13 protein-coding genes and 5 tRNA genes are annotated in these 14,827 nt (G+C 41.8%); 15 read left to right on the top strand and 3 right to left on the bottom strand.

What is annotated here, in order from left to right; genetic code table 11:
- Window positions 1–170 precede the first annotated feature (170 nt).
- Window positions 171–1,403 carry an ATP-dependent RNA helicase SrmB gene (srmB, locus tag E5N72_RS15115; RefSeq protein WP_135925879.1) on the bottom strand — a complete coding sequence of 411 codons (1,233 nt, stop codon included), beginning with the start codon at window positions 1,401–1,403 and terminating at the stop codon, window positions 171–173.
- A 76-nt stretch (window positions 1,404–1,479) separates the two neighbouring features.
- On the opposite strand from srmB, the gene E5N72_RS15110 reads away from it, so the two are divergent.
- The gene (locus tag E5N72_RS15110; protein WP_135925878.1) at window positions 1,480–2,178 is read left to right on the top strand and encodes a methyltransferase; all 699 of its coding nucleotides are present in this window, start codon (window positions 1,480–1,482) and stop codon (window positions 2,176–2,178) included.
- A gap of 29 nt (window positions 2,179–2,207) precedes the next feature.
- On the opposite strand, the gene E5N72_RS15105 is transcribed toward E5N72_RS15110, so the two are convergent.
- Complete coding sequence (locus E5N72_RS15105; RefSeq protein WP_135925877.1) at window positions 2,208–2,639, bottom strand: hypothetical protein; 432 nt, start codon at window positions 2,637–2,639, stop codon at window positions 2,208–2,210.
- Between the two features lie 133 nt (window positions 2,640–2,772).
- Between E5N72_RS15105 and E5N72_RS15100 the strand changes: the two genes are divergently transcribed.
- A complete protein-coding gene (locus tag E5N72_RS15100) occupies window positions 2,773–3,171 on the top strand; it encodes a DUF2147 domain-containing protein (RefSeq protein WP_240704552.1) in 399 nt (132 codons plus the stop codon).
- Between the two features lie 41 nt (window positions 3,172–3,212).
- On the opposite strand, the gene fldB is transcribed toward E5N72_RS15100, so the two are convergent.
- A complete protein-coding gene (fldB, locus tag E5N72_RS15095) occupies window positions 3,213–3,734 on the bottom strand; it encodes a flavodoxin FldB (RefSeq protein ID WP_135925875.1) in 522 nt (173 codons plus the stop codon).
- Window positions 3,735–3,854: 120 nt separating this feature from the next.
- Here fldB and xerD point away from each other — a divergent pair, with 120 nt between their 5' ends.
- The 13 genes from xerD to E5N72_RS15030 all read left to right on the top strand — a co-directional run bounded on the left by xerD (window position 3,855) and on the right by E5N72_RS15030 (window position 14,821).
- A complete protein-coding gene (gene xerD, locus E5N72_RS15090) occupies window positions 3,855–4,790 on the top strand; it encodes a site-specific tyrosine recombinase XerD (RefSeq protein ID WP_135925874.1) in 936 nt (311 codons plus the stop codon).
- Window positions 4,791–4,849: 59 nt separating this feature from the next.
- Window positions 4,850–5,584 (top strand): bifunctional protein-disulfide isomerase/oxidoreductase DsbC, encoded by a 735-nt coding sequence (gene dsbC / locus E5N72_RS15085; RefSeq protein WP_135925873.1) that lies wholly within the window; start codon window positions 4,850–4,852, stop codon window positions 5,582–5,584.
- Window positions 5,585–5,659: 75 nt separating this feature from the next.
- Window positions 5,660–7,381, top strand: coding sequence for a single-stranded-DNA-specific exonuclease RecJ (recJ, locus tag E5N72_RS15080; protein ID WP_135925872.1), 1,722 nt, complete (start codon window positions 5,660–5,662; stop codon window positions 7,379–7,381).
- 143 nt (window positions 7,382–7,524) lie between these two features.
- Window positions 7,525–8,623 (top strand): peptide chain release factor 2 gene (prfB, locus tag E5N72_RS15075; RefSeq protein WP_135925871.1). Its coding sequence is split into 2 segments (ribosomal slippage): window positions 7,525–7,599 and window positions 7,601–8,623, totalling 1,098 coding nucleotides; the frame shifts between segments, so codons are not numbered across the junction.
- A gap of 26 nt (window positions 8,624–8,649) precedes the next feature.
- Entirely contained in the window at window positions 8,650–10,185 is a 1,536-nt protein-coding gene (gene lysS, locus E5N72_RS15070) for a lysine--tRNA ligase (RefSeq protein WP_135925870.1), read from the top strand.
- A gap of 254 nt (window positions 10,186–10,439) precedes the next feature.
- A complete protein-coding gene (locus E5N72_RS15065; RefSeq protein ID WP_135925869.1) occupies window positions 10,440–10,637 on the top strand; it encodes a hypothetical protein in 198 nt (65 codons plus the stop codon).
- Window positions 10,638–10,749: 112 nt separating this feature from the next.
- A tRNA-Ser gene (locus E5N72_RS15060) sits at window positions 10,750–10,842 on the top strand.
- Between the two features lie 38 nt (window positions 10,843–10,880).
- Window positions 10,881–10,957, top strand: a tRNA-Arg gene (locus tag E5N72_RS15055).
- A gap of 81 nt (window positions 10,958–11,038) precedes the next feature.
- Window positions 11,039–11,115 (top strand) — tRNA-Arg (locus E5N72_RS15050).
- A 120-nt stretch (window positions 11,116–11,235) separates the two neighbouring features.
- A tRNA-Arg gene (locus tag E5N72_RS15045) sits at window positions 11,236–11,312 on the top strand.
- 96 nt (window positions 11,313–11,408) lie between these two features.
- Window positions 11,409–11,485, top strand: a tRNA-Arg gene (locus E5N72_RS15040).
- A gap of 632 nt (window positions 11,486–12,117) precedes the next feature.
- Window positions 12,118–13,428 (top strand): hypothetical protein, encoded by a 1,311-nt coding sequence (locus E5N72_RS15035; protein WP_135925868.1) that lies wholly within the window; start codon window positions 12,118–12,120, stop codon window positions 13,426–13,428.
- 16 nt (window positions 13,429–13,444) lie between these two features.
- Complete coding sequence (locus E5N72_RS15030; protein ID WP_135925867.1) at window positions 13,445–14,821, top strand: SH3 domain-containing protein; 1,377 nt, start codon at window positions 13,445–13,447, stop codon at window positions 14,819–14,821.
- The last annotated feature ends 6 nt before the right edge of the window (window positions 14,822–14,827 follow it).

The raw sequence follows: 14,827 nt of genomic DNA, 5'->3' as shown, positions 1-14,827 counted from the left end.
CAGAACCAGTTACAATTATCATTCCAATTTTAAGTTTATGATTATAAAGTGATTTTATGCTTGATAGGTTAAAAGGTATGAACTAATTACACAGTAATTAGTAAAAAAGTACATGCAGCTGAGAGCAAAATGCCGAGACGAGCTCGGCATTTTCAAGTAAAGATATTAAGCTATTTTTTCTTTTTTACTTTTGCTTTGGCTTTTTTCTTAGCCTTGATCTTTGCAGGATCTTTTTTCTTTTTAGATGGGATCTTTGCTTCTTTGTGTTGAGGCTCAATACCTTTAATTACGCGACGTTTAAGCTTTTGCTCAATGTAGCGTTCAACCTTGCCCAGAATAGCCACATCGTGAGCTTCAATAAATGAAATCGCAATCCCTTTTTTGCCAGCGCGGCCAGTACGGCCAATGCGGTGTACATAGATATCTGCAGTACGCGGCATATCAAAGTTAATAACATGACTAATATCGGCGACATCAATGCCACGTGCAGCAACATCGGTTGCCACTAAGATATTATTGCGACCAGAGTGAAAGTTCTCCATCGCTTTCATGCGTTTGTCTTGTGGCATTTCACCACGTAGCCATGCAACGCGTAACCCTTCGTTGTTAAGCTCACCAATCAAGGTTTCTAAGCGTTCACGGGTTTTAACAAACACGATTGCTTTATGTATGTCTTCACCGTTTAGGATCTCAACCAACATTTTTAGTTTATGGTTATAGTCATCAGCTAGATGAACCCACTGATGAATTTTAGCTTTCTCTTTTCGGGTTGACTCTGCTTCAAGTAATGCAGGGTCATTTAAAATTCGTTCTGCAAATAACTCAACGCTGTCGCCTTCAAGTGTTGCTGAGAATAAGAAACATTGGCGACGATTACGTGCTTCGTCACAAATTCGCAGCATTTCTTTACGAAAACCCATGTCTAGCATGCGATCAGCTTCATCAAGAATAAGCAGTTCAACATTCTCAGCATGGAAATTCTCAGTTTCGAGGTATTCCATTAAGCGCCCTGGCGTGGCAATTAAAATGTCGTTATTACTCTCGAAAATTTCTTTATGTGTCCCGTAGTTAATACCGCCGGTTACTACACCAATTTTGAGGTGTGTTTGCGCAGCAAGTAATTCACATTGTTCATGAATTTGATAAGCCAATTCACGAGTCGGTGTCATGATCAGCACGCGAGCAAAGCCAGGATCGCGACGAGGGAAATCAAGCAAGTATTGAATTGCAGGGATCAAAAAAGCGGCTGTTTTACCAGTACCAGTTGGCGCAGATGCTAAAATATCGCGGCCTCTTAGCGCTTCAGGGATCGCTTGTTGTTGAATACTGGTTGGTGTATCAAAACCCATTTTATTAATGGCATTTAACAGCTTGTTATCGATATCAAATTCAGAAAATTGCATAGAGTGACGTAAATAGAGGACAATTAGGCCTAATTATACGCGTTAACGCGGCTGTGGTGAATGAAAAGGTGAAAAAATGTCAGGCTTTGTGTTTAAACAATTTTCGGTGGAGCAAACTCGTGCTGCAATGAAGGTGTCAACGGATGGCATTTTGTTAGGCGCATGGGCCACTCTTACTAACGCCACACGTATATTAGACATAGGGACTGGAACAGGGCTGCTGGCCTTAATGGCAAAACAGCGAGCGCCACAAGCAACAGTGATGGCGATCGAGATTGATCATGATGCCTGTATCGACGCCCGCGCTAATTTTACCAATAGCCCGTGGTCAGATATCCGTCTTTATCAAGGTGCCGTGCAGTCATTTGATTCACCAGAGCCCGTTGATGTTATCATCACTAACCCGCCATATTTTAACGCCAGCCTCAAAGGAGAGAATGCGCCGCGTAATGCTGCACGTCATTCTGATGGCCTTAGTTTTAACGAATTAATAGCTGCATGTAGCAGGCTTAGTCATGACAAAACGTTGTTGAATGTTATTTTACCTTGTCCGGAAGCTGAGCAATTTATTGCTATTGCAAAGCAATTAGGTTGGCATTTAAATCAACAATGTTTGATTCAAACAACGCCCAAAAAAGCGCCGAGCCGCTGCTTAATGTTATTTAGCCAACAGGCTATAGAGTGCAAAAAATCGCAGTTGGTTATTCATGCTCAGGATGGTAGTTACAGCGCCGATTATCAAAGGCTTTGCAAAGCCTTTTATTTGAAAATGTAACGCTAATATAAGATTTTTGGCGATTCTAATTACTGTTCGGGAATCGCAGGTGGACGTAATTGTATCACCTCATCAAGTTGAATTTGCTGAACATATTCAAGTTTAAGTAAAGCATCTAGTACTCTTTTACAATGTTGTTTATCAATATCAGCACTACAAAAGTTGATGATATTAAATTGTCGTTTGATGTTCAGTCCCGTTATGTCAGGCAGTGGTTGCGTGGTTTCAATTAATACACGAATGCTGGGATAGGGATCGGCATAACCAGAGTGTAATAATTTTTCGATGTTAAATAGGTTATCTTTAAGTTTGCCTAGTTCATTCGCTGTTTTCACGCTTTGTGGTATAAATACTTGTTCGTTAAGGCTATTTACTGTAATTTCGCCTTTGGCGTGAAGTGGGTTAATTTGATGATTGTCATATTGAATAACATCACCAGTCACTAAAGTGAATTGTTTCATTGTGTATCCTTTCAATTGGTTATCCATCCACCTCAAGCATAACAAAATGATGCGTCTAAAAAAATTAATTGTAGTAATAAATTCTTAATAAAGTAGGTGATCTATGTTCCGTTTAGCGTTTGTACTCGCTGCGATGTTATTTTCTCAACTATGCGCTGCAGCAATCAGCCCGGTAGGGCTTTGGAAAACAATTGATGAAGAAACGAATGAAGCGAAATCACTCGTGCGTATTAGTGAACAAAACGGCGTGCTGGTTGGCAATGTTGAAAAAATATTGAATCCAGCTAAGCAAGATGCACGTTGTGAAAAATGTAAAGGTGATAAGAAAAATCAGCCTATTTTGGGGTTGCAGATTATTGAAGGCGCAAAGGATGCCGGAGATGGAAGTTGGCAAGATGGTGAAATTCTTGACCCTAATAATGGCAAAACCTACACCTTAAAATTGACACCACAACAACAAGGTAAGGTGCTTGAAGTGCGTGGTTATATTGCTTTTTTCTATCGTAATCAATATTGGCAACGCGTTGAATAAAAAAAGCCAAGCATTGCTTGGCTTTTCCTGACAAGCGACTTTTACAAACTTTCGCTGTATTCAGTCATTATTTGCTCAACCCAGTTGGCAATACGCTCATCGCTGAGTTCGTATTGACTGTCTTCATCAAGGGCTAAGCCAACAAATTGTTTGCCATCTTCAGTCAGCGCTTTTGATGCTTCAAACTCGTAACTTTCATCGTTTGGCCACTTTCCTAATAAGGTGATGCTTTGATCACAAATTTCATCGTGCAGCATGCCAAGAGCATCTTGGAACCATTGACCATAACCTTGTTGATCACCCATGCCAAACAGAGCCACTGTTTTACCATTTAGATTAACATCTTTGATATCATCCCAGATAGACTCCCAGTCTTCTTGAAGCTCACCAAAATCCCATGTAGAAATGCCGAAGATAACGAAATCGAATTGTTCTGCATTTTTTAATGGTTCATCTTTGATGTTATGCAAGCTCACAACGTCTTGCCCAATAATATCGCGAATTTTCTCTGCCGCTATTTCTGTATAGCAGGTAGTCGAACCATAAAATAAACCAATCTGCATCGTATTTATCACCGTGTGTTTGCCTGATATGATAGCTACTCAAGCCGCTTGAAGTATCTACCTTCATGTAGTTTGGTAATATTTTACCGTAAGGCCTATTTAATTGATACCTTGATAAGGATGAGAGTAACCGTGGCGGATAATACTTCACAAGCACAAGCAGGTGTCATGACGGAACAAAATGCAGAGCATTTAGAGGTTTTTTTAGATACCTTGTATTTAGAACAAGGAGTCAGTGAGAATACTCTTGCCGCTTATCGAAGTGACCTCGATAAGTTTTGCCAATTTATTAAAGACACAGACTTACTTGCAGTAACAGCAGAAGATATAGAAGCTTATTTAGCATACCGTGTCGATTTAGGACTAAAGTCGCGCAGCACGGCTCGAAGTATCAGTGCGCTCAAGCGTTTTTATCAGTATTTTGTGCGTGAAAAAGCAATCCCCGACTCACCAATGGTTAATATTGCACAACCCAAGGCGGGGCAATCGTTACCAAAAACTCTCTCTGAAGCCGAAGTAGAAGCATTGCTTGCAGCTCCTAATATTGAAGATCCAATGGGGCTTCGCGATAAAGCCATGCTTGAACTGTTGTATGCCACCGGGCTGCGTGTTACTGAGCTGGTAGGGCTAAGAATGGAGCAAATAAACCTGCGCCAAGCAGTCGTATTTGTAAAAGGTAAAGGTAATAAAGAACGATTAGTCCCTTTGGGTGAAGAAGCAATGTACTGGCTTGAACAGTTTTTAAAAGTAGGGCGCTCGCAGATGATTAAACACGCTACCGACTTTGTGTTTCCGTCTAAGCGGGGCATTGGCATGACCCGACAAACTTTTTGGCATCGCATCAAACACTATGCTATTTTGGCAGCAATAGAGTCACCATTATCACCGCATACGCTCAGACATGCTTTTGCGACGCACCTTTTGAATCATGGGGCAGACCTTCGTGTTGTGCAAATGATGTTAGGTCATAGTGACTTATCAACAACACAAATTTATACGCATGTAGCGAATGAAAGATTAAAGTCGGTACACGAGCAGCATCACCCTCGTGCATAGTGCAACTTTTTTTAAGATGTACCGGTCTATGTAAAAAATGTTCAGGATATAGGATAGTTATGAAAAAGTTAGTTTTAGCCACGGCACTATTTGGCACAAGCTTAAATGTTTTTGCAAATGGCGTATCGACGACAGAAGCCGTTGACGCACCAATTGTTTCAAAATTTGCCGAGTTAGGTGTAAAGGTTAAGCAAGTTAACCCAAGCCCTGTGGCTGGTCTTAAAGAGCTAATTACCGATAAAGGCGTGTTATACGCAAGCCCTGATGGCCAATTCTTAATGCAAGGTACGTTGATTGACCTAAACAACCGTGTAAATCTAACCGAGCATGCGTTAAGTGATGTGCGTAAACAAGGCGTTGCAGAGTACGAAGACTCGATGATTGTTTACAAAGCAAAAAACGAAAAGCATTCAATCACAGTATTTACAGATATCACTTGCGGGTATTGTCGTAAATTACACCGCGAATTAGACGACTTTTTAGAGGCGGGTATTACTGTTAAGTATTTAGCTTTTCCAAGAGGCGGTTTAGCGGGCAAAGGTTATCAAGACTTAATGAATGTGTGGTGTGCTAAAGACCCAGCAGAAGCGTTAACAGAAGCTAAAGCGGGCGCAGAAGTAGCTACAGTCCCAGGTTGTAACGCCCCGATTGCAGAGCATTACCAACTTGGTCAAAGCTTTGGTATGTCAGGTACACCGGCAATTATTTTAGAAGATGGAACGATGATCCCAGGTTATCAATCTGCTGCGCAAATCAGCCAAGCACTTGATGCTTTACCAAAAACATCGTCATAACTATTTTTAAACGAAAAGGCCTATTTGTCGTAGGCCTTTTTTATTCGCCTTAAGTTAAGAAGTACACTTTCCAACATGGAAAAAATAATTCAAGTTCGTCCTCGCGTTGATGACTCACACCTGCCAAATCATTTACATCCAGTCATTAAACAAATTTACGCATCAAGACAGGTGCAAGACGCAATAGAGTTAGATAACAGTGCGGCTACGTTACATGACTTTCGGTTGTTTAAGGACATAGACAAAGCCGTGTTGTTGTTGCAAGACGCATTAAAAGCACAAAGCCGCGTGTTAATCGTGGGAGATTTTGATGCTGACGGTGCAACCAGTACAGCAACCTTGATGCAAGGTCTTGCCATGTTTGGTTTGAAAAACCTTGATTACTTAGTGCCAGATAGATTCAGTTTAGGGTATGGCCTAAGTCCTGCGCTTGCAGAGCAAATTGTGGCTATGCAGCCTGAGCTTGTGATTACCGTTGATAACGGTATTTCATGCATAGATGGCATTGCAATTGTAAAGCATGCGGGTATTAAGGTGCTGGTGACTGATCACCACTTGCAGGGCGAGGCATTACCTAATGCCGATGCCATTGTGAACCCGAATCGTCATGACTGCCATTTTCCATCGAAATCAATAGCAGGCGTTGGGGTGGCTTTTTATCTGCTTATCGCTTTACGTAGTCACTTACGTGATCAAGGGTATTTTCAACATCAGCCAATGCCGAATTTGGCCGAATTACTTGATATTGTTGCCCTTGGTACCGTTGCCGATGTGGTCGCCCTTGATGCCAATAACCGTACCTTAGTACATCAAGGTTTAGCTCGTATTCGTAGCGGTAAAACACGTCCAGGTATTAGTGCTCTCATTGAAGTGGCAAATCGTAATGCAGCGCGCTTAAGTGCCAGTGACTTTGGCTTTTCATTGGCACCACGCTTAAATGCAGCAGGGCGCTTAGATGATATGAGTTTAGGTATAGCCTGTTTATTATCGAGCGATATTAATCAAGCCCGCCGCATTGCCAGCGAGCTCGACAGCCTCAATCATGAGCGCCGTGAAATAGAGCAGGGCATGCAAACTGAAGCGCAAGCTGTGCTTGACCGTTTAGCCTTTAAAACAGATTCAGTGCCTGATGCCATTTGTTTGTATCAAGCTGATTGGCACCAAGGTGTTATTGGCATTTTGGCTGGTCGCTTAAAAGAAAAGTATCACCGTCCTACGATTATTTTTGCAGCCGGCGATAACGGTGAAATTAAAGGCTCTTGCCGCTCCATTGAAGGGCTGCATATGCGTGATTTACTTGAGCGCATAAATACCTTATACCCTCATCTGATCAGCAAGTTTGGTGGTCATGCTATGGCGGCAGGTTTAAGTATTAACGAGCAATGTTTTAATGAATTTAAAACAGTGTTTGAACACATGGTGGCACAAACACTCAGTGAAGAGCATAAGCAAAGTATTTTACTCACCGATGGTGAACTGCCAAATGATTGCTTCTCGATGGAGTTTGCCAACCTGTTAAAAAATGCAGGGCCTTGGGGACAACAATTTCCAGAGCCAGTGTTTGAACATGTGTTCGAAGTGGTACAGCAGCGTATTGTTGGTGAAAAACACTTAAAACTGGTTTTAAAACATCAATCTGGAAGGTTAGTTGACGCAATAGCATTTGCTGTTGACGTGCGTACCTGGCCCGACACCGAAGTACGCTATGTAAAAGCGGCATACCAACTCGATATAAATGAATTTCGTGGCAAATTCTCGTTACAACTAATTATCCGAGAGCTACAAAAAACCACATAAAAATATCGTTATAATCGACATAAAAGGCTAATAAAACGCTCGGTTTTTTGTTAAAATCGGGCGTTTTTAATATTTGTAGATAATTTACCGTAATTATTGTCGAAAGCGGTGCGCGGTAAATCAGCCATTTTGGAGTAATGTACATGTTTGAAGTGAATCCTGTGATTAATCAAATCAAGGAAATTCGCGAACGTACTGAACTGCTTCGGGGGTATCTTTGACTACCCTCTTAAGAAAGAGCGGTTAGAAGAAGTTAACGCAGAACTTGAAGATTCAGCAGTGTGGAATGAGCCAGAGCGAGCTCAAGCCCTAGGCCGTGAAAAGTCGGCACTCGAAGCTATCGTTGAGACCATTGATAATTTAGTGGCCGGTACCGAAGATGTTGAAGGCTTAGTTGAGCTTGCTGTTGAAGCAGAAGACGAAGAAACCTTTGCCGAAGCAGAAACTGAATTAGCCGATTTAAACGCACAGCTTGAAAAGCTAGAATTCCGTCGTATGTTCTCGGGTGACCATGACCAAAACGATGCGTACCTTGATTTACAATCAGGTTCTGGCGGTACTGAAGCGCAAGACTGGTGTAACATGTTGTTGCGCATGTACTTACGTTGGGGTGAAGCGAAAGGCTTTAAAGTTGAACTTGTTGAAGCAACTGATGGTGATGTGGCTGGTATCAAAGGCGCAACAGTGCGTTTTGTTGGCGAATATGCATACGGTTGGTTACGTACAGAAACCGGTGTTCACCGTTTAGTACGTAAGAGCCCGTTCGACTCAAGTGGTCGTCGTCATACCTCGTTTGCATCGGCATTCGTTTACCCAGAAATCGACGATAATATCGAAATTGATATTAATCCGGCTGACTTACGTATTGACGTTTACCGCGCATCTGGTGCGGGTGGTCAGCACGTAAATACAACAGAGTCGGCGGTTCGTATTACGCATATACCAACCAACACTGTTGTACAGTGCCAAAATGAGCGTTCACAGCATAAGAATAAAGACCAAGCAATGAAGCAGTTAAAAGCGAAGTTGTTTGAACTTGAAATTCAAAAGCAAAATGCCGAGAAGCAAAGCCAAGAAGATGCTAAATCTGATATTGGCTGGGGTAGTCAAATTCGTTCATACGTACTTGATGACTCGCGCATTAAAGATTTACGTACTGGCGTTGAAAACCGTAATACTCAAGCGGTTCTTGACGGCGACTTAGATAAATTTATTGAAGCCAGCCTTAAATCTGGCCTATAACCACCGAGCTAAAAAAGAGCTAAAAAATGACTGATCAAATCCAAGACGAAAATAAGTTAATCGCTGAGCGTCGTGGCAAATTAGACGCAATCCGCGAAAATTGCCCAGCCAACGGTCATCCAAACCAATTCCGTCGTGAACATTACACGGCTGATTTGCAAGCTGAGTTTGGTGATAAATCGAAAGACGAATTAGTTGCTGAGCAGCACGTTGTATCAGTAGCGGGTCGTATTCTTGCAAAACGTGGTCCTTTCCTTGCGTTACAAGATATGAAAGGCCAAATTCAAGCGTACGCGTCAAAAGACGTACAAAAAGAATTAAAAGCAAAATACGGTCAACTTGATATCGGTGACATCATCGGTGTTAAAGGTGCACTAAATAAATCAGGTAAAGGTGACCTATACGTAGAAATGACAGAGTACGAGTTACTAACTAAGTCATTACGTCCGCTACCAGAAAAATTCCACGGTTTATCTGACCAAGAAACTAAATACCGTCAACGTTATGTTGATTTAATTACCAATGAAGCGACGCGTGAAACCTTCCGTATTCGCTCAAAAGTTGTTGAAGGTATCCGTCGTTTCTTAGCTGATCGTGACTTCATGGAAGTTGAAACACCGATGCTACAAGTGATCCCTGGTGGTGCGTCTGCTCGTCCATTCGTAACACATCACAATGCACTTGATATCGATATGTACTTACGTATTGCACCTGAGCTTTACCTAAAACGTTTAGTGGTAGGTGGTTTTGAGCGTGTATTCGAAATCAACCGTAACTTCCGTAACGAAGGTTTATCAACACGTCATAACCCAGAATTCACAATGATCGAATTCTACCAAGCATACGCTGATTACATTGACCTGATGAACATCACTGAAGACATGTTACGTACTGTTGCTACAGATGTACTAGGTTCACCAATTGTTGTAAACACAACTAAAAATGAAAACGGTGAAGTGGTAGATTCAGTAGAGTACGATTTTGGTCAACCTTTTGCTCGTTTAACAATGAGCGAGGCTATCCTTAAGTACAACCCAGACTTTGATGCTGCGGTATTTAATGACCCTGAAAATCATTTTGAAGAGCTTAAAGCGTACGCTAAGCAAGTACACGTTAAGATCCCAGAAAACTGTGTATGGGGCCCAGGTAAGTTCTTATGTGAAATCTTCGAAGAGACTGCAGAGCATAAGTTAATTCAACCTACTTTCATCACAGCTTACCCATGGGAAGTGTCACCACTTGCACGTCGTAACGACGAAAACCCATTTGTGACTGACCGTTTCGAGTTCTTCGTAGGCGGCCGTGAATTAGCAAATGGTTTCTCTGAGCTTAATGATGCGCAAGACCAAGCAGAGCGTTTTTCTCGTCAAGTTGAAGAAAAAGACGCAGGTGATGATGAAGCAATGCACTACGATGAAGATTATATTCGCGCGTTAGAGTACGGCTTACCACCAACAGCAGGTGAGGGTATTGGTATCGACCGTCTTGTTATGTTATTCACTGACTCACCAACAATTAAAGACGTGATTTTATTCCCGCATATGCGTCCTCAAGCTGATTAATCAGTTTTTAGGATTAGAAAACGCCGCTTTTTTAGCGGCGTTTTTGTTATAGGAAATTTCTGATTTTTTCTTCGCTAGTGTTTTTATTTTTAATTTAAATTATTGATATATAGTGTATTTGTTGTTTTTGTTTGCTACGTAATTATTGCTTTGTTCGTTTTTAATACAAACTAAGGTTGATAAAGTCATTTTTCTAGTCAGAATGTTAATGTACTAAATAAAATCCGTTCACTGCTTAAATGGAATTAATTAAAATGACAACAAAACCAGCGCAGTTACCAACAGATGTAGCAAAAAGTGATGAACAACGTGAAAGCTTTTACCGAGCATGTATCTTTGAATTTCAAAAGTTAGGATATCAAGACCAATACCTAGCAGAATTAACTGATGAGCATATTCCTTTAACTGGTCTCGATTTATTGGCTGATAAAGAAAAAACGCCTAAAGCTTAAGCGATTTTAGGGAGTTTGAGTCAGTTGTGCACAATCTCTAACCATCTACTCGAAATTCCTTGAAAAGTGTTTGACTTATTTTCTGAAATCTTTATTATACGCCCCACAAGACGGAGAGGTGGCCGAGTGGCCGAAGGCGCTCCCCTGCTAAGGGAGTATAGGGTTTGTAGCTCTATCGAGGGTTCGAATCCCTCCTTCTCCACCATTTTTCCTAAAATGGCATGTCTTGAAAGTAATATGTGTGGACGCGTAGCTCAGCTGGATAGAGTACCTGGCTACGAACCAGGCGGTCGGAGGTTCGAATCCTCCCGCGTCCGCCACTTTTTACTTTAACTCTGCATCGAGTATAAACTTGAGTCTCTTGCTAAGAGAATAAATTAGCAATGTTCAAATGTGCGTGTGGACGCGTAGCTCAGCTGGATAGAGTACCTGGCTACGAACCAGGCGGTCGGAGGTTCGAATCCTCCCGCGTCCGCCATATTTGAAACTCACATCGAGTATAAAGATACAAATTTGGTCGGAGGTTCTCTCTTTCAAGAGACGTACCGCAACCGCCATATTTGAAAAATCATTGCAAGATTATAAAATGCAACTTTGCGGACGCGTAGCTCAGCTGGATAGAGTACCTGGCTACGAACCAGGCGGTCGGAGGTTCGAATCCTCCCGCGTCCGCCACTTCCTTCTAGGAAGTGACATAAGCCGACAAGCTGTCGGTTTTTTTGTCTTTAAGACACAGTCAATGCACGACTTAAACATGCAAAAACATAATGCGGACGCGTAGCTCAGCTGGATAGAGTACCTGGCTACGAACCAGGCGGTCGGAGGTTCGAATCCTCCCGCGTCCGCCACTTTCTTCTTGAAAGTGACATAAACCGACGAAAGTCGGTTTTTTTGTGCCTGCAATCCGCATAGGATTGGTTTTAGGAGAGACTTCAGTTGCGAATAAACACAACGTTTTATTGCGTTCATTTCTCTTAGAACGACTTTGAACCACGCAGCCGGAGGTTCACTGTTTCAAAATACGTCCCGCGTCCGCCACTTTCTCTCAAGTAGAGCTAAGTGAATCAAACCGACGAAAGTCGGTTTTTTTGTGCCTGAAATTCGCGTAGAAGTTTGAATGCTCAATATAAACTTGATGCAATAATTTTATATCGTGTTCATTTCTCTTAGAGCAACTTTGAACCACGCAGCCTACGGTTCACTGTTTCAAAATACGTCCCACGTCTGCCATATTATTTTTTATATCCCGCGTTTAATAGCAATTCACAACAATAGACCAGTTAATTAAGCGTATCGGTATAAGTAGCTTCAAATGACTAGCAAAAAGTGCATGGTAAGTTTGCTCGTTTCACTTTGTACCTTTTTACTTTCATATTTTCTTGATATTTAGCAATAAATCCCAGTTAACTTGCTTCACGGTCAAATTGTGTTAGATTTAATAAAATATTCCAAAAATAATAACTAATGGGAATTTTAGTTTATGAATACTAAAGCTGCATTTCAAAAGCGGCTAGCTTTATCATGTGGTTTTTTATTGCTAGCGGGTTGCCAAACGAGTGCAAGTAAGGTTGTTTTGTCTGATGAAGAGTACTTTGATAGGGTCATGCTAGCCCCTGCAATTCTTCCTGCTGATTTAACAAATACTGGTTGTTTAAGTTTAAATAATGATGATGATGCAAAAGACTATAAAACAGCATCGCAGGTGAATTATCAACAAGCAAATTGGCAATCTCGCGTGGCTGCTGACTGGCTGTACTTTGCAGATCCTCTGCAACCAGGCAAGTTGTTATTGATAGATTATCAGGTTAAGGGTGGGCAACTTGCTTACCGTTATTTAAGTGATGGTAGTCACAATGAGCTATATGAACCTTGGAGCTCATCAAAAATTCAAGCATTTACTGGCGCGTTATCAAGAGTGAGGCAAGCTCACCCTGAGCTAGGTGCAACTGCGTTTGCAGGAGATACAGCACTGGCTGATTTGATCAGCAGTATTAATAGCTACGAAGCATTTGGTAAAGCTGATGGTAATTCAAATGCTATTGCCAGTTATTTTGTTAATGTGGCAGGGCGAGAATACTTACGTGGGCTTTTTAATGAGGGCTGGCTGAAACTGCAGGATCAACGTTTGTTGTTTAACGGTGCATATGGCTCAGAGCAGTTTGCCCCATCAGACGACTATTGGCATAACCCGATAAATAAAGAGTTTGCTGCAAAGATAGACCGTTACACTGCAAGCAGTGATGATCCCGGTTATTTACGGTATCGTTGTGATAGTTGTGGTTTAACGGGTAATAAAGCAATGACCACACTTGCTCAAGCTGAATGGTTAAAGCGCCTAGTAAGTCATCAACGTGAGCCAATTACGCAAATGCCTAATTTACAAAGTAGTGATGTAGATGTGCTACTTAACGGCACAGGACATACCGATCAACAAGCTAAGGTTGGCGGTATGATGGTGGGTATAAGCCACATTGTTACAAATGCATTGGCAAATGTTATAGCCCCTAATGATAGTCGCTCTGCAAAAGAGGTGCTCGACACTGCAACTAATGGACAATGGCGTGTTTGGCAAAAAATAGGCTGGGGTCCAAGTGAAACGCGCTCAACCACAGAAACAGTGATGCTTGCACATGTGTGTTTAGGAAATTATCAAGGTGGTCGTGAATTTACTTTCAGCGTGCAGCAGTCAATAGGCGGAGCTGACGAAGCCAATTTGCCAAAAGTCGGTAAGCAAATGCAGCAAAAGTTGCAGCATGCGTTTACAAAATTATTAGATTCACGCATTCAATAAGAATTAAGGAACAGCTATGCGTCGTTCAATTATCGCGTTATCAATTAGCTTAGGTGTAGCCTTTTGTGCACCTATTCATGCTGAGGGCTGGCAATCAGATGTTATTGCGGTTACTCAGACGCAACTTTCGCCCAATTACTGGTTAGCGAAAGGTGCATCGGCAAAAATGATCATGACAGAGGCGCAAATTACAGCCTTTAACGAAAAACTGATTAAAGAAAATAAATATATTGTTGATCCACTGTCATTTCAAACAACATTGAGTAAAGAGGAATTAACAAGCGCGATTCACTCTGCAAGCTCTATCCCTAAAAGCCCGCGTTTTTTTACTGATGGTAGACAGTTAACCGCCAAAGACTTCGCCAAATATCAAGCTAACCTAAACCTTAATAAAGTGGCCAGTAGTAACAAGGTCCGTTTTGGTATGGTTGTTAAGCGAACTGCTCTGCGCACTTTTCCAACCTGGGACCGAGTATTAAATAGTGGTCTTGATCAAGACTTAGATCGCTTTCAAGAAAGCGGCATGTTCCCGGGTGAAGCGGTTGCTGTATTGCATCAAAGTGCAGATAAAAAATGGCTCTTAGTTCGTGCTTACAACTATTTAGCATGGGCACCTAGTGAAGATATAGCTTTTGCTGACGCTGATGAAATTAAAGCTTATCGAGAGCAAGATAACTTTTTGGTTGTAACCGGCGCAAAAGTAAATACCGCCTATGTGCCTAACGACACTGCAAGCTCAGAAGTCCAACTAGATATGGGTGTGCGTTTACCTTTGCTTGATAACGAACAAGTACCTAATTTGCTCAATGGTCAAAACACGTATGCAAGCCATGTTGTTCAGCTGCCCACCCGCAATGAGCAAGGCCAGCTTGTTATAAAACCGGCGATGATCAGTAAAACCGCCGACGTAAATTTAGGTTACTTAGAATACAACGAGCAAAACCTAATAAAACAAGGTTTTAAGTTTTTAGGTGAACGTTATGGCTGGGGACATGATTACAATGGCCGTGACTGTACAGGCTTTGTAGGCGAAATTTATAAAAGTTTTGGCTTATTAATGCCACGTAATTCAGGCCAGCAAGGCAGTAGTGAGTACGGACAAAATAATCGCTTTGATAAAAATACGACCGCAGACGCAAAATTACCGGTGGTTAAAAATATGGCGATTGGCGATCTTATTTATATTCCAGGTCACGTGATGATGTATTTAGGAGAGCACCAAGGCGAGCCGTATGTTATTCATGATGTGAAAGGCTTAGGCTATAACAAAGGCGATGGCAGCTTTTATAGTAGTGCGCTTAATGGCGTATCGGTTACCCCCTTGTTACCCCTGCGATTATCTCAAGAAACAAGTTACCTAGACCGTGTTTATAACATTAAGCGTATTCGATAGAGGCCT

This window comes from Pseudoalteromonas sp. MEBiC 03607, assembly GCF_004792295.1.
GTDB lineage: Bacteria > Pseudomonadota > Gammaproteobacteria > Enterobacterales > Alteromonadaceae > Pseudoalteromonas > Pseudoalteromonas lipolytica_C.
The sequence above is the reverse complement of the archived record's forward strand: the minus strand, read 5'-3'. Positions and strand labels throughout refer to the sequence as shown.

Bases quoted from the DNA above. Each gene is read 5' to 3' on its own strand.
- srmB (WP_135925879.1), bottom strand. From the start codon at position 1,403: ATGCAATTTTCTGAATTTGATATCGATAACAAGCTGTTAAATGCCATT.
- E5N72_RS15110 (WP_135925878.1), top strand. From the start codon at position 1,480: ATGTCAGGCTTTGTGTTTAAACAATTTTCGGTGGAGCAAACTCGTGCT.
- E5N72_RS15105 (WP_135925877.1), bottom strand. From the start codon at position 2,639: ATGAAACAATTCACTTTAGTGACTGGTGATGTTATTCAATATGACAAT.
- E5N72_RS15100 (WP_240704552.1), top strand. From the start codon at position 2,773: ATGTTATTTTCTCAACTATGCGCTGCAGCAATCAGCCCGGTAGGGCTT.
- fldB (WP_135925875.1), bottom strand. From the start codon at position 3,734: ATGCAGATTGGTTTATTTTATGGTTCGACTACCTGCTATACAGAAATA.
- xerD (WP_135925874.1), top strand. From the start codon at position 3,855: ATGAGAGTAACCGTGGCGGATAATACTTCACAAGCACAAGCAGGTGTC.
- dsbC (WP_135925873.1), top strand. From the start codon at position 4,850: ATGAAAAAGTTAGTTTTAGCCACGGCACTATTTGGCACAAGCTTAAAT.
- recJ (WP_135925872.1), top strand. From the start codon at position 5,660: ATGGAAAAAATAATTCAAGTTCGTCCTCGCGTTGATGACTCACACCTG.
- lysS (WP_135925870.1), top strand. From the start codon at position 8,650: ATGACTGATCAAATCCAAGACGAAAATAAGTTAATCGCTGAGCGTCGT.
- E5N72_RS15065 (WP_135925869.1), top strand. From the start codon at position 10,440: ATGACAACAAAACCAGCGCAGTTACCAACAGATGTAGCAAAAAGTGAT.
- E5N72_RS15035 (WP_135925868.1), top strand. From the start codon at position 12,118: ATGAATACTAAAGCTGCATTTCAAAAGCGGCTAGCTTTATCATGTGGT.
- E5N72_RS15030 (WP_135925867.1), top strand. From the start codon at position 13,445: ATGCGTCGTTCAATTATCGCGTTATCAATTAGCTTAGGTGTAGCCTTT.